The organism is Ruegeria sp. AP12 (genome assembly GCF_056540025.1).
The window spans coordinates 282,364-301,228 of record NZ_JBQFVZ010000002.1 but is presented as its reverse complement, the minus strand read 5'-3'; the positions used below and the strand labels follow the sequence as shown (position 1 = coordinate 301,228).

Sequence of the window (18,865 nt, the reverse complement as noted above, 5' to 3'; positions counted from 1 at the left end):
CCCATAACCCACTCAACGTAGGACAGAGGAGTTTACTATGATCGGACGACTAAACCACGTCGCCATCGCCGTTCCGGATCTTGAGGCCGCATCCGAGCAGTATCGCAGCGCGCTGGGCGCCAAAGTGGGCGCGCCGCAGGACGAGCCGGATCATGGTGTGACGGTGGTGTTCATCGAACTGCCAAACACGAAGATCGAGCTTCTGTACCCGCTGGGCGATGACAGCCCGATCAATGGCTTCCTTGAGAAAAACCCGGCCGGTGGCATCCACCATGTGTGCTATGAAGTCGAAGACATCATCGCGGCCCGCGACCACCTGAAAGAAAGTGGTGCACGTGTGTTGGGTAGCGGAGAACCCAAGATCGGCGCGCATGGCAAGCCCGTTCTGTTCCTGCACCCCAAGGATTTCAACGGCTGTCTGGTCGAACTGGAACAGGTGTAGCGCCACAAGCCCGGAGGACCCGAAATGACCATCACTGCCGCGTTGGTGCTGTTTGCAGTCATCTGGTTTCTGACCCTGCTGATCGTTCTGCCCATTCGCATCAAGACGCAGGGCGATCTGGGCGAGATCGTTCCGGGCACCCATGCGGGTGCGCCGGAGGTGCATCACATGAAGAAGAAGATGTGGATCACCACGGGCATTTCGATCGTCTTATGGGCCATCATCGCCGGGATTATCCTGTCCGGGGTGATCTCGGTTCGGGATTTCGACTGGCTGAACCAGCTTGAGCCGCGCTGAGCCGTGTCAGGCCGCGCGGCCTGACACATTATGATAGATATGGGTGAAGGTGGCGACACCGATGATCGGGATCACCAGATTCACCAGCGGCACTGAAAGCGGGATCGCCATCAGCGTCCCGGCAAGCCAGATAGTTGCCGTGTGTTTCGCACGCAGCTGGCGCGCACCCTCACGCCCCAATCTGCGCATCGCGGCCAGCGTGAAATATTCCCGGCCCAGCAGAAATCCGTTCATGCCCCAGAAGATAAACAGCGCAAGGGGCGTGAAGATCGCATACAGGATCAGCGCCAGCAGGTTTGCCACGATCAGAACGCCCATAAAGCTGAGACCATCCTGAATGGACTCGCCAAGCGGGATTTTGGGGGCCGGGGGCAGATGCGCGTAGTTTTTGTCTTCGACCGCCTGCGCAACCTCTTCCAAAAAGATCGACGTGATTGCCGAGGCGACGGGCACCATCAGGAACACCGGCAACACCAGAACCAGCAGGATGCCGGAATAGTTCAGCACATCGTTCAGCCACGACACTGTTCCAACAAAGGGCAGTGAAATCTCGTCGCCAGACAGCGCGTTGATGAACCAGATCGCGGCAGCACAGGCAAGGATCAGCAACAGGATCGTCAGACCGATGCCGCGAAACAGGACTGAGCGGAACTTGGGGTCTCCGATCTGACCAAGGGCCGCGAAGAACGCGTTCAGAATGATCATTCCGTGAGCCATTCAGTCAGGGCGGCAACGTCCGGCCGGGGGCGTTCTGGCGGGGCGGTCCCTTCGGTTGCGATATGGATCACGCCGGCCAGTCGTTCGTTTTCGGCCAACCCAAAGGCGGATTTGCAGAAATCCCGGTCATGCGATTGCCAGCCGGACAGCCAGTTCGCGCCCCATCCGGCGGCGAGGGCCGCGTTCAGCAGGGCCAGACAGACGGCACCGGCAGAGTAGGTTTGTTCAATCGCCGGGATCTTTTCCGACGGTTTCTGAACCTCGATCACGGCCACGGCCAGATGTCCCATGTCGAACTGGCTGCGGGCCTTGGCAATGTCTTCCGGCGATTTGTTCAGCGCCTTGCCACAGACTTCGGTCAGGTCAGCAAGACGCGCCATCGCGCCCTTTTCGATCACGATAAACCGCCAGGGTTCCAGTTTGCCATGATCCGGGCTGCGGGCGGCGGCGGTCAGCAAAGGCAAAAGCTCGTCCCGTGTCGGGGCCGGAGCAATCAGTGTTTTGGCCGGTCTGGACCGGCGCGACTGTAAAAACTCCAGGGCGGCAGGGTTTTTCAGGGACATATGTTAACTTCCTTTACATCGGCCATCTGTATCTTGGGCGGTACGGCTGGCGATTCAAGGGCGGGCCGTTGGATTTTTGGGGATCATTTTCATTCCGGCACGCCGGGTGCAAGCGCAATGACACTGGATGGGGGGCTTGGCGACTTACGAAAATTCAATAAACCATTGGTCACGGATTTTAGACTCCGCGTCGCTTGGCCAGAACCGCCACAGCTCGAACCCTACGAGCCCTGATCCTGCGTTTCGCGAATCTGATAGACACCTTCTGGCAAATCCAGCGCCGCAGCCAGATCGCGGACCTGTTCGGGCGACAGGGTGATCTTCTGGATCTGATCCGTGCGGGGGTCCATTTGTTCCAGCGTCACGCATTCGGCGAAGCTGTTGATCACCACATCCTCTTGCAAAGGCTTGGGGCCTTCATCCACGAGGGTAATGACTGTCGAGTCGAATTCATGCTCAATCGAAAACATGGGGCCAGAGTGCAGGCCACCGCCCGCCAATGCAACCCGTCACAGGCCGAAACCGCAGTGGTACTGCCCGGTTGGTCCGGCTATGTTGGGATCAACGCCTGATCGGCTAATAGGACCTTTGATGCGCCTTCTCTTATTTCTGGTTTTTCCCCTGCTTCTGTCGGCCTGTGCAACAGACAGATTGCGCGTGATTCCTGCAGAAGACTGGCGTGGGCTCACGGCAGAAGAAGCCGCCAGCGCCGCAGCTTTTCGCAAGGTCAGCCGCGAGGTCGGGCGCGAGGCGCGGGCCCAGTGTCTGAGGTCTTCCAAACCGCAAAGCTGCGATTTCAGAATTCTGGTCGATCTGAACCCGACCGCGCCTGCAAACGCCTTTCAGACTCTGGATGACAAGAAACAGCCCGCGATCATCTTCACGCGATCCTTGATCCGCTCGACCCGGAATGCGGATGAATTGGCCTTTGTGATGGGGCACGAGGCTGCGCATCACGTTTTGGATCACATCGGACGGCAAAGCGAAAACGCCCGTGTTGGCGCAGCCAAGTTTGGAGAGGCCGAGCGGCAACGTGGCAAAAGCGACGCCGCTGTTGAAAAGGCGCAGAAACTGGGGGCAAAGGTGGCCGTGCAAGCCTATGCGAAAGACTTTGAGCTTGAGGCGGATCAGTTGGGAACCCTCATCACACACAATGCCGGATACAACCCGCTGATCGGTGCGAAGTATTTTGCCCGCATTCCCGATCCGGGTGACCAGTTCCTGGGATCGCACCCACCCAACGCGCAGCGGGTCGAAATTGTACAGCAAACCGCGCGAAAGCTGGGTGTCACAGAATGACTGAACTGGTGCGGCTGGGCGTGATTCTGACCGATCGCGGATCGAAATACGCGGTGTCTGGGGCAACTGTGACATCGCGGGATCAGGTTGACGCGGTGCTTGCCGAGCTGAAGACGGATAAAGCCTATGCAAAGGCCACGCACAATACCTGGGCGGCGACGTTGCCAACCGGGGCGCTCAAGGCCGACGATGGAGAAAGCGGGGCGGGCATGGTCATCCTTCGCATGATGGAGCGTGAGGGGTTAGAGAACCACGTCATCATCGTTACGCGCTGGTATGGCGGCAAAAAGCTGGGCGGGGACCGTTTTCGCCGCGTTCAGGACGCAACGCGTGCTTATCTCGACCAAATTGGGGCCTCTGCTTGACCTGAATCAAGGATTCCCCCTGTCCACCAACTACGCTCTGACCAAAGCGCGACAGGGAAAGGACAGGACATGCCCAGCCGAGAGACTTTGCGATTGCACGCCGGTTTGGTCGATGACATGGCGCGGATGCTGGATATCGATTTGCAGGAATCCGCCATCGAGGGTGCCGTATCAATCGACCAGATTTCAGACGCCGTGGTCCGGTGCACAGATTGCCCGAACCCCGGACATTGCCAATCCCTGTTGAAAGAAGCGTCTGCGCTTAGCCGCGCCCCGGAATACTGCCGCAACTACACTTTGCTGGAAAAACTCAGACCGTAAACGCGAGGGGCCTATGCCACGTCTCGGAGATATCATGACCCATATGCGTCTGGTTCTGCGAATGGGTCAGGCGACGGGCGCGGATATCGTTGCAGCACATCACGCTTGCCACCTGAGCCAGGAAGACTGGGCCGAGATGGTGCAGTTCTGTCGTGGTTGCGCATGGGCAAAGGACTGTCCCGAATGGCTGGATCAGCATCAGGCTATCGCAAATGCGCCTGAAACCTGCCCGAATCGGGCGCGATTCGCGGCCCTGAAATCCGCTCAGGTCGGGGGCGGTTGATGCCACAGGTCGCCCTTGGAGAGATCGAAAAACACTTTTGGCTGACGCGTTCAGTGGCCCGTTGCCTGGGTATTTCGCTGACCGAGGCAATGGCCGAGGGGCAACTTTCCGCCGAAGGCTATGCCGAACTCGTCACCCGATGCCGGGCGTCAAATTGCTGTGGGCAATGTGCGATCTGGTTGTCCCAGCAACAACAACTTGCCGATGCTGCCCCCGAGTTTTGCGCCAATGCCCAAGCCTTGAACCGGCTTCGCCGCCCGTCAAATTCGCGCGTGTGATCCGTCGCATAACGGCGCCTTGCCGGTGTGCTTGCAGCAGCAGAAGAACACTTTTTTACTTGCTTCAGCCGTGTATTTTAAGGGTTCAAAGTCGGTGTCTTTGTGCGACCCATCACAAAACGGCTGCTTCTTGGATCGGCCGCAAGCGCACCAGAAATAACTCTTTCCTTCGACAACTTCGACCGCCATGGGCTCTTTCTGGGCGATGATGGGGGCGTCGGACATGTGGCTTCTCCGTTCTTGGCTGATGTCAGGTCACGAGTTTAGGGCAATGCGCCAAAAAAGGTAGCGCGCGTCGTTGACGGTGTTGCGATCCAGGGCGTCCCAAGCGTGGTTTCGCCTTCGTTCACAAGGATGTGATCGATTCTGTTGCCAGATTGCCGATCAACCCGTATCCTGAACCCGGCCCCGAAAAACTGGGCAATATCAGAAAAGTAATAGAGGATTGACGGACATGAAAATCAAACTCGCTGCTGTTGGAGCCTTTGCGCTGATCCTGACTGCCTGCGCGCAGCCGGAACCCACCCCTGTTTATATTTCGCCCAGCTATGACAAAGCCGGTACCCCAAGCTGTGCCGCCGGGTATGAACTGGCGACCACCGAAGCAGGCGAGACTGTCTGTAACCCGGTTGCGGGATAAACCCTTTGCAGGCGGTCCTGATTTGGACCGCCTGCCCAAGATTTGAGAATGTGATGCCGCCCTAGGGGCGGTTTTTTTGATCGCCGGACGCGTTGCGTCGAACGACTACCAATTGGTCCGCCGATTAGTGTTTTCTAAAGCGAAACCCGTGCCTGTGTTTGAAGGCGTGATGCCTGTGCCCGCGGTAGGATCGATGCGGGTGGTACCTGTAAACCTTGCGCTTGTGACCCGCGTGGACGTGCGGTTTGTGCGCCCTTTTGCGGTGTTTCTTGATGTGATGCCCGGATTTGGGCGCAAAATAGGGGCGGTGATGCGGGCGAACACTTCGGACATGGAAATTGAATTTCTTGCCGCCGACATAGACGATTTCAGCCGACGACCGGCCAAAACCTTCAGCGATGGCAGGGGTCGAAAGCATCATGGCCGACAGGGCGACCACCATGCTGCGTTTGGCAAAATGAGTTACTCGAAACATGAAAACCTCCGTTTGGCTTCATGTTCAAGGTGAGAACGGGGGCGCACGTTCTCCAATAAACTCGGGTCACGCTTTACCGATGGGCCGTGTTCCGGCACGGCCCGAAGCGGTCAGGCAAGCTGTCCCCATAGGTCGTACTCACCGGCTTCGTCCACGGTGACCGAAACGATATCGCCGGGTTTAAGCCCCTCGAATCCTTCGTCAATGAACAGGTTTCCGTCGATCTCGGGCGCGTCTGCCTTGGTGCGGCAGGTGGCGGCCTCATCGTCAATTTCGTCAACAATGACGTCAATCGTCTGTCCGACTTTAGCCTGCAGCTTCGCCTCGGAAATCGCCTGCGCTTTTTCCATGAAACGATCCCAGCGCTCTTGCTTGACCTCGGCGGGCACATGATCCGGCAAGTCGTTCGAGCGTGCGCCATCCACGTTTTCGTATTGAAAACAGCCGACACGGTCCAGTTGCGCCTCGTCCATCCAGTCCAACAGGGTCTGGAACTCGGCCTCGGTCTCGCCTGGATAACCCACGATGAAGGTCGACCGCAGGGTGATGTCCGGGCACACCGCGCGCCAGGCGCGGATTTCATCCAATGTTTTGGCGGCAGCGGCTGGCCGAGCCATGCGTTTCAGAACGTCCGGGTGCGCGTGCTGGAAGGGGATGTCGAGATAGGGCAGAATGTTGCACCCGGAATCCGCCATCAACGGGATCAGATCGCGCACATGCGGGTAGGGGTAGACATAGTGCAGGCGCACCCAGGCCTCCAATTGCCCCAGCTCACGCGCCAGATCGGTGATGTGGCTGCGCACCTCGCGGTCTTTCCACGGGTTCACATCGTATTTCCGGTCCAGCCCATAGGCCGAGGTATCCTGCGAGATCACCAGCAACTCACGCACCCCGTTATCGACCAGCCTTTCGGCCTCGCGCAGAACTGCATGGGCCGGACGGCTGGCCAGTTTCCCGCGCATATCGGGAATGATGCAGAACTTGCACTTGTGGTTACAGCCTTCCGAGATTTTCAGGTAGCTGTAGTGGCGCGGGGTCAGTTGAACGCTGCTGGCGGGCAGCAGATCGACAAACGGGTCCGGGTCCGGTGGCACCGCCGTATGCACCGCATCCAAGACCTGTTCGTATTGGTGGGGCCCGGTCACCGCCATGATGCGGGGGTGGTGTTCACGGATGTAATCCGGCTCGGCCCCCAGACAGCCGGTCACGATCACCTTGCCGTTTTCAACCAGAGCTTCACCAATTGCATCCAGCGACTCGGCCTTGGCGCTGTCCAGAAACCCGCAGGTGTTCACAATCACGGCATCGGCCCCGTAATAGTCGGGCGAAATGCCGTATCCTTCTGCCCGCAGGCGGGTCAGGATACGCTCACTATCGACCAAAGCTTTCGGGCAGCCCAGCGAGACCATGCCGATGGTCGGCTGGTTTGAACGGGACGTCTCGGGCATCCGGGCGGCGGGCGCCAGGTCGGGGCGGAGATTTGGCGGGTTCGTGGTCATGGCGCGGCATATAGTGGGGAACGCTTCCCCTTGCAAATGTCTCGGTGCGTTTGGATGATGATTTCAATCAAGCCAAAAAGGCGGAGAGCAGACAGATGAAATGGCTGATACGCATTCTGTTCATTGTGGTGGCCGTGGTCGGGCTGGTCATTGGGGCGTTGCTGCTGATGCCCGGGGACAAGCTGGCCGCGATCCTGTCTGAGCAGGTCAAGGCCAACACGGGGCGCGAGCTGACGCTGTCGGGGGACGTCAACCTGTCCTTCTGGCCGGTTTTGGGCATGGAAACCGGGCCCGTGACGTTCGGCAACGCACCATGGGCCGGGCCTGAGCCGATGCTTAGCGCGGACAGTCTGGCTGTTGGTGTGGATGCTGCCGCACTGCTGGCGGGCGATCTGAAGATCAAGCGGGTCTTTGCGCAAAACCCGGTTCTGCGGCTGGAATTGTCACAGGGTCGCGGAAACTGGGTCATGGGCGCGGCTGAGACCACGCCGTCTGCGGGCGCTGTAGGCAGCGCGCCCTCGGGCGAAACTGGTGCCGTGACGCTGGAGCGGTTGGAACTGACGGATGCGCGGCTGATCTACGTCGAAAACGGCGTGACGCAGATGGATTTTGCGGGTGTGACCCTGTCCGCCAGTTGGCCGGACGTATCCGCACCCATGGTGATGCAGGCCAGTATGGCCGTGCCGGGCGGTGCAGTGCAGGTGGATCTGAAACTGCCCGATTTGCCTGCCTTTTCGTCGGGCGCTGTGACGCCGCTGGATGTGGCGCTGACCGCCCCGGGCGGAGAGATCGGGTTCAATGGCAATGTCAATCTGTCGGGCGAGATGGATGGCAAGATGCAGGTCATCACGCAAAGCACGGAAAAGATGTTGACCGCGTTTGGACAAGGCGGTGTGGCGGTTCCCCACGGTTTGGGCCGCACGGCAAATATCTCGGGTCAGATGACCTATACCAAGGATGGCCGTGTGTCCCTGCGCAATATGGTGGCGCAACTTGATGACAATCGGCTGGCCGGAGAGGCCGACATCACAATCGCCGATCCCCCTCAGATCGTGGCGCGCCTGAATACCGATGCGCTGGACCTGTCCCGCGTGACCGATGCCGAGCCCGGATCGGGGGGCGGGGCAGGGGCCGCGTCATCTGCGGCGGACGGGTGGTCCAAGGCACCGATTGATGCGTCGCCGCTGTCACTGGCCAACGGCAAAATCCGCCTGACGGCCAAGTCTATTGCCGTTCCGGGGATGCAGTTCGGCGCCTCTGACCTGACGCTTGGTCTGGATCGATCGCGTGCGGTGCTGGAAATGCACCCGGCAACGCTGTTTTCCGGTCAGCTCAACGGTCAGGTGGTTGCGAATAACCGCAACGGATTGTCGGTGGGCGGCGATCTGAAAGCCAGCGGCATCAACCTGAAACAGGCGCTGTCGACACTTGCAGATGTAGACCGTCTGTCCGGCACCGCATCCGGCGCGTTTCAGTTTCTGGGCGTCGGGCAGAGTGAAGACCAGATCATGCGCTCGCTCAGCGGCAAGGGGAATGTGGATGTCGGGTCCGGGGTGATTTCGGGCTTCGATCTCGATCGGCTGATGGGCCGGGGAACCGGGTCGGGCGGTACGACGGTGTTTGACAGCCTGACCGCAAGCTTCTCGATCAACAAAGGCGTGTTGACCAACTCTGACCTGCTGATGTCCCTGAAAAACTTCCGCGCCGATGGTGCGGGCAAAGTCAATCTGGGCGCGCGTACGTTGGACTATCTGTTTACGCCAACCGCGCTACGGGCCAACGCGGGGCAGGGAATTTCGGTGCCCGTGCGCATCCACGGTCCGTGGAGCAGCCCGTCGATCACGCCTGACCTGACCAAAGTCATCGAGGCGGCGGCGGAAGGCAAAGTCAAAGAGCTTGAAGATGATGCCAAGCAGAAGGTGCTGGACAAGGTCGGCAATGAGTTGGACACGACCATAACCGACAGCGATCAAATCGAAGACGCGCTGAAGAAAAAGCTTGAGGATGAGGCGAAGAAGGGTCTGCTGAAACTGTTTGGCGGCGATTGATGAAAGGGGCGTCCAGCGACGCCCCCGTGGATCAGATCGTCTGATCGTAATCGCCAACACCCGGCTCGGTGCGGATAACGGCGTCGATATCGTCAAAGATCGCGCGCATTTCCGCCTCGCTTTCACTGCTTTCGCACACCACCACAAGGTTCGGCGTGTTCGAGGAGGCGCGCACCAGACCCCAGCTGCCATTGTCCAGAATGACCCGCGCGCCATTGACAGTGACCACCTCTTTGATGGCGCGACCGGCAAAGCTTTCTCCTGCGTCCGCCTTGGCCACCAGTTTGTCGACCAGTCGCTGGAGGATATCGTATTTCTCGGTATCAGCCGCGTAGGGCGACATGGTCGGGGTGGACCAGGTCTTGGGCAGGGCTTTGCGCAGATCGGACATGCTTTGGCCGGGGTTGCGGTCCATCAGCTTGCAGATCTCAACCGCGACCCGCATCCCGCAGTCATAGCCACGCCCGACCGGCTCGGCCAGGAAGTAGTGGCCCGATTTCTCGAACCCGGCCAGCGCACCGATTTCCTTCACGCGCCGCTTCATGTGGCTGTGACCGGTTTTCCAATAGTCCGCTTTGACGCCGAGGGATTGCAGTTCAGGGTCGCTGGCGAACAGACCGGTTGATTTCACGTCTGCCACAAAGGTCGAGCCCGGGTGCAGCTTGGCCAGATCGCGGGCCATGATGACGCCTACCTTGTCGGCGAATATTTCCTCACCTTCATCATCCACAACACCGCATCGGTCGCCATCCCCGTCAAACCCAAGCGCCAGATCCGCGCCGCTGGATTTCACACTGTCCGACATGTCGTGCAGCATTTCCATGGCTTCGGGGTTGGGGTTGTAGTTAGGGAAAGTGTAATCCAGACGATTGTGGCTGGGTACGACTTCAACCCCGATCCGTTCGAAAATCTCGGGCGCAAAGGCCGAGGCGGTGCCGTTTCCCGTGGCGCAGACCACTTTCAACGGACGGGACATTTTGAAATCCCCGACCAGATCGTCGATATAGGCCTCTTTCACGTCATCAACAAACTCGTAAGACCCGCCTTCATGCGGCTGGCCTTCGCCGTTCAGGACGATATCGCGCAGTTCGGACATTTCGTCCGGGCCGTGAGTCAGCGGGCGCTCAAAGCCCATTTTCACTCCGGTCCAGCCATTTGGATTATGGCTGGCCGTTACCATCGCCACGGCAGGAACGTTCAGATGAAACTGCGCGAAATAGGCCATCGGGCTAAGCGCGGGGCCGATATCCTTGACCTGAATCCCGGCCTGCATCAGCCCCAGGATCAGGGCGTTCTTGATCGACAGGGAATAGTCGCGATAGTCGTTGCCGACTGCGATGACCGGGTCAATCCCGCGCCGCCGCATCTGAGTGCCCAAACCCAGACCAAGTGCGGTCATGCCGGGCAGGTTGATCTCGTCGGGGTACTTCCAGCGTGCATCATATTCGCGAAAGCCTGTGGGCTTGATCATTGCGTCACGCAAAAAGCTCCAGGTGTTTGGCGTCACCTCGGGGAATGGTTTGGTCATAACAAGTCTCAATCGTTAAATCTGAATAGGATTCGCTTTCGCAAGCGCATCAAAACGCATCAATGTGTCAACAAGTTGGGGCATCTGGTCCAGCGGAATCATATTTGGCCCATCGGACGGGGCCGTGTCTGGATCCTGATGAGTCTCGATGAAAACCGCCCCGACCCCCAGTGAGACCGCGGCGCGGGCCATGACAGGCGCGAATTCACGTTGGCCGCCGGAAGACCCGCCCTTGCCGCCGGGCTGTTGCACGGAATGCGTCGCATCCATGACGACAGGGTAGCCTGTTTTGGCCATCTGCGGCAGGCCGCGCATATCCGCCACCAAAGTGTTGTAGCCAAATGACGTCCCGCGTTCGGTCAGCAAGATGTTCTGGTTTCCGGTGCTCTCGACCTTGTCGACGATATTGCCCATTTCCCACGGCGCGAGAAATTGGCCTTTCTTGACGTTAACGGCCTTTCCGGTCGCCCCGGCAGCCAGCAGCATATCCGTCTGACGGCACAGGAAAGCGGGGATTTGCAGTACATCAACAGCCTCAGCCGCGATGGCGCACTGGGCCTCGGTATGCACGTCGGTCAGAACCGGAACGCCGATGGTCTTGCGAATGTCGTCCAGAACCTTGAGCCCCGCATCGATTCCCATGCCGCGTTTACCGGACAGAGAGGTGCGGTTGGCCTTGTCATAGGAGGCCTTGAACACATACTGCGCGCCCGCAGCATCGCAGGCTTCTTTCATGGTGCCCGCAATCATCTGGGCGTGGTCCGCTGTCTCAAGCTGGCAGGGGCCAGCAATAATGGTCAGCGGAAGATCGTTGCCGACGGTAACGTCGGAGATTTTTACATGTTTCATGGGTCTTATGAGGCTACCTGTTCACGAAGGACCGACGCGGTAAGCGAGATCATCAGGTAGATACCAGCAAACAACAGGAAAGCCAAAATCGTATTTTCGAACTTGCGCGGATAGGACGGATCCTGGCTGGGAACCGGGTTCACCGAAACGGTCAGATACCGCACCTGCCTGTTGGCCTCGGTGCGCGTGGTTTCCATGTATTGCATAGCGTTTTGTAGCATCATGTCCCGCGCGACCAGATCGGCCTGCGCCATCTGAATCCGCACGCTCAACCGCGCCAGCGAGTTTTCGCCTGCCGAAACATCCAGCATCTCGGCATTCAGGTTGTCCAGAACCACTTCCAGCCGTGCGATATCGGCTGTGACCCCGTCGACCTTGGCCTTGTTGGGCCGAAGATTGTCAAGAAGGGCCGCCAGTTCCAGGTTTTTGTCCTGCAACAAAATTTCGATTTCGTTGATCCGCCCGCGCAGGCCAGCAATCACGTTCTCGGGGTCCAGAATCGCGCCCTGAAGCTGCAACTCGATCAGGTCTTCCTGCGCCTGACGGCGCGCCTGTTGCGCGGATTCAAAGCTTTCCAGCGCGTCACGCATCTGGTCGTCGCGCTTTTCACCCGACAGTTTGTTCACCCGACCTTCTGCGTAAGAGATCAAGCGATCGGAAAACTCGGCCGAGGTTTGCGGGTCAGGGGCAATCACCTCCATCCGGATGATCCCGTCCGTTGGGTCATAGCCGATCGTGACGATGCGGCTGTATAGCTTATAGGCTTCCTCAAGCGTGGCGTCGGCTGCCAGCCTTTGGATCGGATCAATCCAATCCTGTTGAAAGACTTCGGTAAAGCTTGCGTCATTGTCCAGCAGCAGCAACGCCTCTTTCGATTCCAGAAAATCCTGAACCGAGACCGAATCCTGCGCCGTGGCAAATTGCGTACCGGACAGCAGGCCGCCGACGGCCCCACCCGCACTATCTGCCTGCAGGATCGAGAAGGACGAATTGCTGGCATACATCGGGGTCGCGATTCGATAGAAATAGAACCCCACAACAAAGGTGGGTAGCAGTACAAACGCTGCCAGACGAGCGAACAGTGTATACAGCTTGACGCGCCGCCTGCGCGCGATGTCCTTCTGGATTTGACCGATTTCAAGGTTTCGGCGTTCTGCCGGGCTCATCTCGGGGCCCGGCGGGCTGAATTCCTTGTGCTGGACGGTTTGCGGCAGCTGAATCCTGACCTTGTCCTTGGGCTTTTTCGACGTTGTGCCCCCTTGGGAGGTTTTGGCGGCGGCAAGGTCCAGCAGGTTTGTCCGCTCGAACGGGTCGATCCCCTTTTTTCGCAACAGACGAACGGCATCGTAATCGGACGAGGCCGCAAGCCCGTGTTTCTGCGCCAGCCGACGGGCAATGCGTAGCTGCCGACCGGTCAGCCCCTCACGCTTGATGTCGTCCAGTTCGGTTCCGGGCTGCGGGGCGTTTGCGGCAGATGGTCCTTCGGTCGCGCTGCGAATGCGCGAGATCGCGTCTGCGCGCGCCTCGGCCGAGCCTTCGACCGGCTGTTTTCGGCGCAAGTTGTATTTTCTAACCTTGGGTTTCGTAGTCATATAACTGTTTTGCCTCTTCCAAGGTTTCAAACATGTAAAGCTGCCCGTCCAAAAGAACCGCGGCTTGCTGTGCAAATTTTTCCAGCGTCGATGGGCTGTGCGACACGATCACAAGGGTTGTCGTGCGCAGCCTTTCCCGCAGGATGTCACCGGCCTTCTTGTTGAATTCAACATCCGTGGACGAGGGCATCCCCTCATCAATCAGGTACATGTCGAAATCCAGCGCCAGCATCAGCGAGAAGGTGAAACGCGAGCGCATGCCGGAAGAATAGGTCGACAGGGGCTGGTTGAAATATTCGCCCAGATTGCACAACCAGCTGCAATACGCCTCGACATAGTCAGGATCCATGCCGTAGATTTTTGCGATATAGCGCGCGTTTTCCAGCGCGGACATCTTGCTGGAAACGCCACCTGTGAAACCCATCGGGAAAGACACCCGGCAATCGCGGCGAATGACGCCTTCATCCGGCTTTTCCAGTCCGGCCATCATATTGATAAGCGTGGTTTTTCCTGTGCCATTGGGCGCAAGAATGCCAAGGGATGTGCCCAGTTCGACCCGGAACGAGACCCGGTCCAGGATCACCTTGCGGCGCGTCCCGGTCCAAAAGGATTTGCTGACATTCTCGAACTCAAGCATAGGTGGCCTGCTGCTCAATCCAGTTTTCGTGTCGCTCTTGTCGGGCGATGAGGGAGAGTGTTCCCTATCGGCCCATGTTGGCTACATTATGTCGAATTATGAAACAAATCATCAATATGCGCCAGCGGCAGGAAGGCTTACGTAACATTCCATGACTAGCCTGATGGAGGATATTCAGTCGTGTCGCCTGTGCGCCGATCAGTTCGCGCAGACGGCGACAGCGCATGTGCCGCGCCCTGTGGTCTGGTTTCAGCCGGGCACTCCGATTCTTGTCGCGGGGCAGGCGCCGGGTGCGCGGGTTCATGCCTCGGGGCGGCCGTTTACCGATCCATCCGGGGATCGCCTGCGCGACTGGCTGGGGATTGATGAGACCGTGTTCTACGACCGGGCCAGGCTGTCCATCGTGCCCATGGCCTTTTGCTTTCCGGGTTATGACGAAAAGAACGCGGACCTGCCGCCGCCGGCCCTTTGCCGGAAGACCTGGCATGATCGCGTCATGCAGGCCCTGGGGCAGGTACCGTTGACCGTTCTGGTCGGCGGTCACGCGCATAAATACCACCTTGGTATTCGCAGTTCCGTCACCGAGACGGTCAAAGACTGGAAAACCCACGCCCCGCGCGTCTTTGCCTTGCCTCATCCGTCGTGGCGCAATACGGCATGGCTGAAGAATAACCCGTGGTTCGAGGCCGACCTGCTGCCGGTTCTGCGCGCGCGGGTGCAAGAGGTGTTGAATGACTGAGACAACCGCGCTGGATACAGCCCATGCCGCAATGCAGGCCGCCCCGCAGGACGACACCGCCCGGCTGAGGTTTTTTGAACGTCTGGCGGATAGTGAGCTGTTCCTGATGCTGACCGAAGAAGCACAGGGCGAAAACATCTCGCCCGAGGTGTTTGATGTGGCAGACGGGCAGTTCGTCCTGGCCTTTGATCGCGAGGACCGGCTGGCGCAGTTTGCGAGCCGTCCGGTGCCCTATGTGGCGCTGTCCGGTCGGGTGCTGTCATCCATGCTTGCGAGGCAGGGGATTGGCTTGGGTCTGAACCTCGAAGTTGCACCTTCGTCGATGCTGATCCCGTTCGAGGCGCTGGGGTGGTTGGCGTCAACCCTTCAACACGCCCCCGAAGAAGTACACGAGAAGCTGGCCGAGTTTCTGCCACCTGCGGGCCTGCCTGATATGCTGTTGACCGCGCTGGACGCCAAGCTGGCCACCGCCGGGGGGCTGGCACAGGCGGCCTATCTGGTGGCGACCAAATCGCATAGCGGTGTGTCGGGTCACTTGCTGGGATTTGTCGGGGCGGTTGAGGGCGCAGAACCTGCGCTGGCCAAGGCCGCGTCCGAGGCGCTGACCTTTTCGGGGATCGAGGCCGGGGCGATGGATGTGGGCTTTTTTGCCACGGACGACGTGGCGGCAGGATTGCTGGCCAAAACCGGACTGAGGTTCGATCTGCCGCAGCCCGAGATGCCCGAAACTGTCCGGCCCATACCGGGAAGCGACCCGGCCAAACCTCCGATCCTGAAATAGGCCCCGCCCAAAAGGAAAACGCGGCGCAAACCAGCGCCGCGTCGTCTTTTTCGCCGGTTATTCGGCAGCTGGTTCCAGCTTGTCCTGCGTGCGGGTCTCGAAATCGCTGGCCTCGTGCCGTTCGTGAAGCTGCATATGCGGCTCGCCAAACGGGCGGTTGACCATGCGTCCCCGCAGCACAGCCGGGCGTTCGTCGATGGCCTTGGCCCAGCGCATGACGTTCTTATAGGATTCGACATCCAGAAATTCGGCGGCGTCGTACAGACGACCCAGCACAAGCTGACCGTACCAGGGCCAGATCGCCATATCGGCAATCGAATAATCCTCACCCGCGATAAAGGTTTTCCCGGCCAGCTCCCGATCCAGAACGTCCAACTGGCGCTTCGCCTCCATGGCAAAGCGATTGATCGGATATTCCCATTTTTCAGGTGCATAGGCGTAGAAATGACCGAATCCGCCGCCCAGATAGGGCGCGCTGCCCATCTGCCAGAAAACCCAGTTCATCACCTCGGTCCGCTCGGGGCCTGATTTGGGCAGGAAGGCGTCAAATTTCTCGGCCAGATGGAACAGGATCGAGGCGCTTTCAAAAACGCGCACAGGCTCATCCCCAGACCGGTCCCACAGCGCAGGAATTTTCGAGTTCGGATTGGCACCGACAAAGCCGGAACTGAACTGGTCGCCTTCGCCGATATTGACCAGCCAGGCATTGTACTCAGCCTCTTCATGGCCCAGGGCCAACAGCTCTTCCAGCATGATCGTGACCTTGACGCCATTGGGCGTGGCCAGCGAATACAGTTGCAGGGGATGGCGACCTACGGGCAGATCCTTGTCGTGGGTGGCACCTGCAATCGGCCGGTTGATATTGGCAAACCGCCCGCCGCTTTCGCTGTCCCAAGTCCAGACTTTCGGAGGGGTGTAAGTGGATTGATCGCTCATCTCGTGCCTTTCTGTCCAATGCCGGGGGTCCGCGCACCCAATCGTCTAACAGCTAATGTTGCAGTATCCAGAGTCCAACCCCGTGTTGTTGTAATAAATTCAGACAAACCTCTCACGTTTTCTCGTTCTTGGTCACAGCGGCGCGAGGGGGACTACGCAGCACCAAAAAATAGCATATTGTCTCGACAGTCCCGCCAACACGGCACCCTTGGGCAGATGACTTGAAAAGGATTGACCACATGAAACGCTTTGCTTTGACCTTTGCCGCGGCCATGGCCCTGGCAGTTCCAGCTTTCGCTGGCCCGCAATATGTCGACGGCACCGGTTTTGCTGTCTCTGGGTATGACGTTGTTGCCTATCGCAGCCTGGATCAGGTTGCCATCGGTCAGTCGCAACCCGAAGGTGTGCGCGGAAACGCAGACATCACCGCCGAATATAACGGTGCCACCTGGGCCTTCGCGACCGAAGAAAACCGCGACAAGTTCCTGGAAAACCCGGCCTATTACGCGCCGCAATATGATGGCCACTGCGCGTATGGCGTATCCAAGGGCGGTAAGGTTCCGGCCAACCCGAATCTGTGGCGCATCGTCGATGACAAGCTGTACCTGAACATCACCGATGTTGTTGTCGGTTTCTGGGAAGAAGATGTTCCGGGCAACATCAACATCGCCGAAGGCAACTGGCCGGGTATCGAAGGGGGTGACGCCTCCACCAGCGTCATTCCGAAGTTCACTTCGGAAGGCCCGATCACAAACTAAGGCCACTCACGACCCTCAGCCCGGCTCTCACCCCCTCAAGAGCCGGGCTTTCCGCGCGGTTAACTCGCCAGCCAGTATTCGTTGCGAATGGCCTGATCGGCCTCGAACCGGATGCGCACACTTTTCGCCCCCGGAAATTTGCGTTCGCAGATTGTGTCCGGGATCACGACCTCTCCGGCCCCTTTGTCATTTGACTGGAAGCTCAGAACTTCGGTCTCGGTATTGCGCGAAGCGCTGAGGACAGAGGTCGGCAGAGCGACCCGATTGGCCCCCTGGCAGACCGGTGTTGTGACGAAATACGTCAGATGACGCCCATAACATCCAACCGCATCCGGAACGTGGTCGGACGCGACATAGTTGGACTCATCCCGCTGCGACATATGCGGCAAAGCGCGACCGGGATCCAGCATCGCCTGGCAGGTTGCGATATCCTCGGGCGCAAGCTCGATGATGCGCTTTCTCAGACGCGGCCGTTTCGGCTTGCGTGGTCCGGTATCGGCCTCTTTCGCGGTGTAGCCCTTTTTGCGCAGATAGTCATAGGCCGCCTTGGCCCGCGCGAAATTTGTTGAATCCCCCCCTGTGTGATCAGGATGGGCATGAAAGGCGATCCGCCGCCATGCGTCTCGGATGTCTTCTGAATCGGCGTCCGGGTCCAGTCCCAGATCCGCCAAAGCGTCCTTGCGCGCCTTGAACTCGTCGACGTGCTCCATACTCATTTCACTCTTTACAACCACACATCCTCAGTTTCCCGAGTGTCGTGTTTTTGTCAATTTTTACAGAGTATTGAGCTGATTTGAGGTGACAATGCGAAGTCAGAATGCGGATTGTTCCTGATTTCGTGCGATCCTTTGGGTGCAGTGTCAGCACCAGCCTTCCGGCGGTTTGCGAACACAAAAAAGCCCAGGCCAGTTTTGGACCCGGGCAAGGCGCAATGAATGGTTGAATTAGGCGACGTTCTGCAATTCGGCCTTGGGTGTGATGCCCAGCGCAAAACACACGTCCCGCGTCAGTTCCGGGCGGTTCAGCGTGTAGAAATGCAGCTTGTCCACGCCGCCTTCGATCAGGTCAGAGCACAACTCGGTGCACAGCGCGGTGGCCAGAAGATCCTCACGATCATCGCGAATGGCTTTCTCGAACGCCTGATCGATCCAATCGGGAACGTGGGTGCCGCAGCGCTGGGCAAAGCTGCGCGCGCCTTTCCAGTTTTCGATCGGCAGAATGCCGGGAACGATGGGCTTGTCGATGCCCGCCTTCTCGCAGGCATCACGGAACCGGAAAAAGGTCTCGGCTTCGAAGAAGAACTGGGTCAGCGCCTCGTCGGCACCCGCGTCCAGCTTGGCTTTCAGCCAGTCCACATCCGCTTGCGTATTGCGGGCTTCGGGATGTTTGTCTGGATAGGCTCCAACGCGGATGTTGAACATCTCGGTCTCGGCCAGTGCCTCGATCAGTTCCACAGAATGCGCAAAGCCGTCGGGGTGGGGGATGAACTTGTCCTGACCTTTTGGCGGATCGCCACGCAGGGCAACGATGTTTTCAACACCGGCGCGGGCGAACTTGTCAGCGATCTCAAGCGTTTCCTGACGCGAGGCATCGACGCAGGTCAGATGCGCCGCAACCGGCAGGCCGGACGATTTGTGCAGCGTTGCAACCGCATCCCGCGTCAACTCGCGCGTGGTGCCGCCTGCGCCATAGGTGACCGAAACAAACCGGGGTTCCAGCGGGGCCAGTGTTTGCACCGTGTCCCAAAGGCGGAATGAGGCCTCAAGCGTTTTGGGCGGAAAGAACTCGAATGAAATTTCAGGTTTGGTCATCATGGCC

Annotated in this window: 25 protein-coding genes; 12 read left to right on the top strand and 13 right to left on the bottom strand. The window is 58.9% G+C overall.

The annotated features are described in order from the left end of the window. Positions 1-37: 37 nt before the first annotated feature. Both mce and ACR0E6_RS09405 read left to right on the top strand, forming a co-directional pair. Positions 38-442 carry a methylmalonyl-CoA epimerase gene (gene mce / locus ACR0E6_RS09410; protein ID WP_170452613.1) on the top strand — a complete coding sequence of 135 codons (405 nt, stop codon included), beginning with the start codon at positions 38-40 and terminating at the stop codon, positions 440-442. 24 nt (positions 443-466) lie between these two features. Continuing rightward, the gene (locus ACR0E6_RS09405) at positions 467-739 is read left to right on the top strand and encodes a DUF1467 family protein (protein WP_170452611.1); all 273 of its coding nucleotides are present in this window, start codon (positions 467-469) and stop codon (positions 737-739) included. 6 nt (positions 740-745) lie between these two features. Here the strand turns inward: ACR0E6_RS09405 and ACR0E6_RS09400 are convergent, their stop codons facing one another. The 3 genes from ACR0E6_RS09400 to ACR0E6_RS09390 form a co-directional block, all read right to left on the bottom strand. After that, on the bottom strand, positions 746-1,444 hold the full coding sequence (locus ACR0E6_RS09400; RefSeq protein ID WP_480582585.1) for an EI24 domain-containing protein: 699 nt from the start codon (positions 1,442-1,444) through the stop codon (positions 746-748). Continuing rightward, a complete protein-coding gene (locus tag ACR0E6_RS09395; RefSeq protein ID WP_170452610.1) occupies positions 1,441-2,019 on the bottom strand; it encodes a nitroreductase family protein in 579 nt (192 codons plus the stop codon). Before ACR0E6_RS09395 ends, ACR0E6_RS09400 begins: the two co-directional genes overlap by 4 nt. Before the next feature lie 221 nt (positions 2,020-2,240). Beyond that, positions 2,241-2,489: a hypothetical protein gene (locus ACR0E6_RS09390; protein WP_170452608.1), complete on the bottom strand. Its 249-nt coding sequence runs from the start codon at positions 2,487-2,489 to the stop codon at positions 2,241-2,243. A 121-nt stretch (positions 2,490-2,610) separates the two neighbouring features. Between ACR0E6_RS09390 and ACR0E6_RS09385 the strand changes: the two genes are divergently transcribed. The 5 genes from ACR0E6_RS09385 to ACR0E6_RS09365 all read left to right on the top strand — a co-directional run bounded on the left by ACR0E6_RS09385 (position 2,611) and on the right by ACR0E6_RS09365 (position 4,565). Beyond that, on the top strand, positions 2,611-3,318 hold the full coding sequence (locus ACR0E6_RS09385) for a M48 family metallopeptidase (RefSeq protein WP_170622885.1): 708 nt from the start codon (positions 2,611-2,613) through the stop codon (positions 3,316-3,318). Next, positions 3,315-3,683, top strand: coding sequence for a YigZ family protein (locus ACR0E6_RS09380; RefSeq protein WP_170622887.1), 369 nt, complete (start codon positions 3,315-3,317; stop codon positions 3,681-3,683). Before ACR0E6_RS09385 ends, ACR0E6_RS09380 begins: the two co-directional genes overlap by 4 nt. Positions 3,684-3,752: 69 nt before the next feature. Then, positions 3,753-4,004 (top strand): DUF6455 family protein, encoded by a 252-nt coding sequence (locus tag ACR0E6_RS09375; protein WP_170452601.1) that lies wholly within the window; start codon positions 3,753-3,755, stop codon positions 4,002-4,004. 13 nt (positions 4,005-4,017) lie between these two features. Further along, positions 4,018-4,287, top strand: coding sequence for a DUF6455 family protein (locus tag ACR0E6_RS09370; protein WP_480582581.1), 270 nt, complete (start codon positions 4,018-4,020; stop codon positions 4,285-4,287). Further along, on the top strand, positions 4,287-4,565 hold the full coding sequence (locus tag ACR0E6_RS09365) for a DUF6455 family protein (RefSeq protein WP_170521744.1): 279 nt from the start codon (positions 4,287-4,289) through the stop codon (positions 4,563-4,565). The genes ACR0E6_RS09370 and ACR0E6_RS09365 overlap by 1 nt, the downstream gene beginning before the upstream one ends. Here the strand turns inward: ACR0E6_RS09365 and ACR0E6_RS09360 are convergent. After that, positions 4,548-4,790 (bottom strand): CDGSH iron-sulfur domain-containing protein, encoded by a 243-nt coding sequence (locus tag ACR0E6_RS09360; protein WP_170622891.1) that lies wholly within the window; start codon positions 4,788-4,790, stop codon positions 4,548-4,550. The two genes, ACR0E6_RS09365 and ACR0E6_RS09360, sit on opposite strands and share 18 nt — an antisense overlap. 229 nt (positions 4,791-5,019) lie before the next feature. On the opposite strand from ACR0E6_RS09360, the gene ACR0E6_RS09355 reads away from it, so the two are divergent. Next, the gene (locus tag ACR0E6_RS09355) at positions 5,020-5,205 is read left to right on the top strand and encodes a hypothetical protein (protein ID WP_170452593.1); all 186 of its coding nucleotides are present in this window, start codon (positions 5,020-5,022) and stop codon (positions 5,203-5,205) included. Between the two features lie 124 nt (positions 5,206-5,329). Here the strand turns inward: ACR0E6_RS09355 and ACR0E6_RS09350 are convergent, their stop codons facing one another. Together ACR0E6_RS09350 and rimO are read right to left on the bottom strand one after the other, a co-directional pair. After that, positions 5,330-5,680, bottom strand: a complete 351-nt coding sequence (locus ACR0E6_RS09350; RefSeq protein WP_480582579.1) for a hypothetical protein — start codon at positions 5,678-5,680, stop codon at positions 5,330-5,332. Positions 5,681-5,790: 110 nt separating this feature from the next. After that, positions 5,791-7,179, bottom strand: a complete 1,389-nt coding sequence (rimO, locus tag ACR0E6_RS09345; protein ID WP_480582577.1) for a 30S ribosomal protein S12 methylthiotransferase RimO — start codon at positions 7,177-7,179, stop codon at positions 5,791-5,793. A gap of 95 nt (positions 7,180-7,274) precedes the next feature. On the opposite strand from rimO, the gene ACR0E6_RS09340 reads away from it, so the two are divergent. After that, entirely contained in the window at positions 7,275-9,227 is a 1,953-nt protein-coding gene (locus ACR0E6_RS09340; protein ID WP_480582575.1) for an AsmA family protein, read from the top strand. A 31-nt stretch (positions 9,228-9,258) separates the two neighbouring features. On the opposite strand, the gene ACR0E6_RS09335 is transcribed toward ACR0E6_RS09340, so the two are convergent. The 4 genes from ACR0E6_RS09335 to ACR0E6_RS09320 are packed head-to-tail and all read right to left on the bottom strand — an operon-like array spanning position 9,259 to position 13,833. Beyond that, complete coding sequence (locus ACR0E6_RS09335) at positions 9,259-10,755, bottom strand: phosphomannomutase/phosphoglucomutase (RefSeq protein ID WP_480582573.1); 1,497 nt, start codon at positions 10,753-10,755, stop codon at positions 9,259-9,261. Positions 10,756-10,770: 15 nt separating this feature from the next. Continuing rightward, complete coding sequence (gene kdsA, locus ACR0E6_RS09330) at positions 10,771-11,604, bottom strand: 3-deoxy-8-phosphooctulonate synthase (RefSeq protein WP_170736420.1); 834 nt, start codon at positions 11,602-11,604, stop codon at positions 10,771-10,773. Positions 11,605-11,609: 5 nt separating this feature from the next. Beyond that, positions 11,610-13,196: a KpsE/RkpR family capsule polysaccharide export protein gene (locus ACR0E6_RS09325; protein WP_480582571.1), complete on the bottom strand. Its 1,587-nt coding sequence runs from the start codon at positions 13,194-13,196 to the stop codon at positions 11,610-11,612. Next, positions 13,174-13,833 carry an ATP-binding cassette domain-containing protein gene (locus ACR0E6_RS09320; RefSeq protein WP_170452578.1) on the bottom strand — a complete coding sequence of 220 codons (660 nt, stop codon included), beginning with the start codon at positions 13,831-13,833 and terminating at the stop codon, positions 13,174-13,176. The genes ACR0E6_RS09325 and ACR0E6_RS09320 overlap by 23 nt, the downstream gene beginning before the upstream one ends. A 151-nt stretch (positions 13,834-13,984) precedes the next feature. Here ACR0E6_RS09320 and ACR0E6_RS09315 point away from each other — a divergent pair, with 151 nt between their 5' ends. Both ACR0E6_RS09315 and ACR0E6_RS09310 read left to right on the top strand, forming a co-directional pair. Then, the gene (locus ACR0E6_RS09315) at positions 13,985-14,572 is read left to right on the top strand and encodes a uracil-DNA glycosylase family protein (protein WP_480582569.1); all 588 of its coding nucleotides are present in this window, start codon (positions 13,985-13,987) and stop codon (positions 14,570-14,572) included. Then, positions 14,565-15,353 (top strand): SseB family protein, encoded by a 789-nt coding sequence (locus ACR0E6_RS09310; RefSeq protein WP_480582567.1) that lies wholly within the window; start codon positions 14,565-14,567, stop codon positions 15,351-15,353. Before ACR0E6_RS09315 ends, ACR0E6_RS09310 begins: the two co-directional genes overlap by 8 nt. Before the next feature lie 57 nt (positions 15,354-15,410). On the opposite strand, the gene yghU is transcribed toward ACR0E6_RS09310, so the two are convergent. Further along, a complete protein-coding gene (yghU, locus tag ACR0E6_RS09305) occupies positions 15,411-16,289 on the bottom strand; it encodes a glutathione-dependent disulfide-bond oxidoreductase (protein WP_480582565.1) in 879 nt (292 codons plus the stop codon). 239 nt (positions 16,290-16,528) lie between these two features. Here yghU and ACR0E6_RS09300 point away from each other — a divergent pair, with 239 nt between their 5' ends. Further along, positions 16,529-17,047, top strand: coding sequence for a YHS domain-containing (seleno)protein (locus ACR0E6_RS09300; RefSeq protein WP_170622905.1), 519 nt, complete (start codon positions 16,529-16,531; stop codon positions 17,045-17,047). Positions 17,048-17,106: 59 nt separating this feature from the next. On the opposite strand, the gene ACR0E6_RS09295 is transcribed toward ACR0E6_RS09300, so the two are convergent. Both ACR0E6_RS09295 and metF read right to left on the bottom strand, forming a co-directional pair. After that, complete coding sequence (locus tag ACR0E6_RS09295) at positions 17,107-17,757, bottom strand: J domain-containing protein (protein ID WP_170453140.1); 651 nt, start codon at positions 17,755-17,757, stop codon at positions 17,107-17,109. Positions 17,758-17,991: 234 nt separating this feature from the next. Beyond that, positions 17,992-18,858: a methylenetetrahydrofolate reductase [NAD(P)H] gene (metF, locus tag ACR0E6_RS09290; protein WP_480582562.1), complete on the bottom strand. Its 867-nt coding sequence runs from the start codon at positions 18,856-18,858 to the stop codon at positions 17,992-17,994. Between the last annotated feature and the right edge of the window lie 7 nt (positions 18,859-18,865).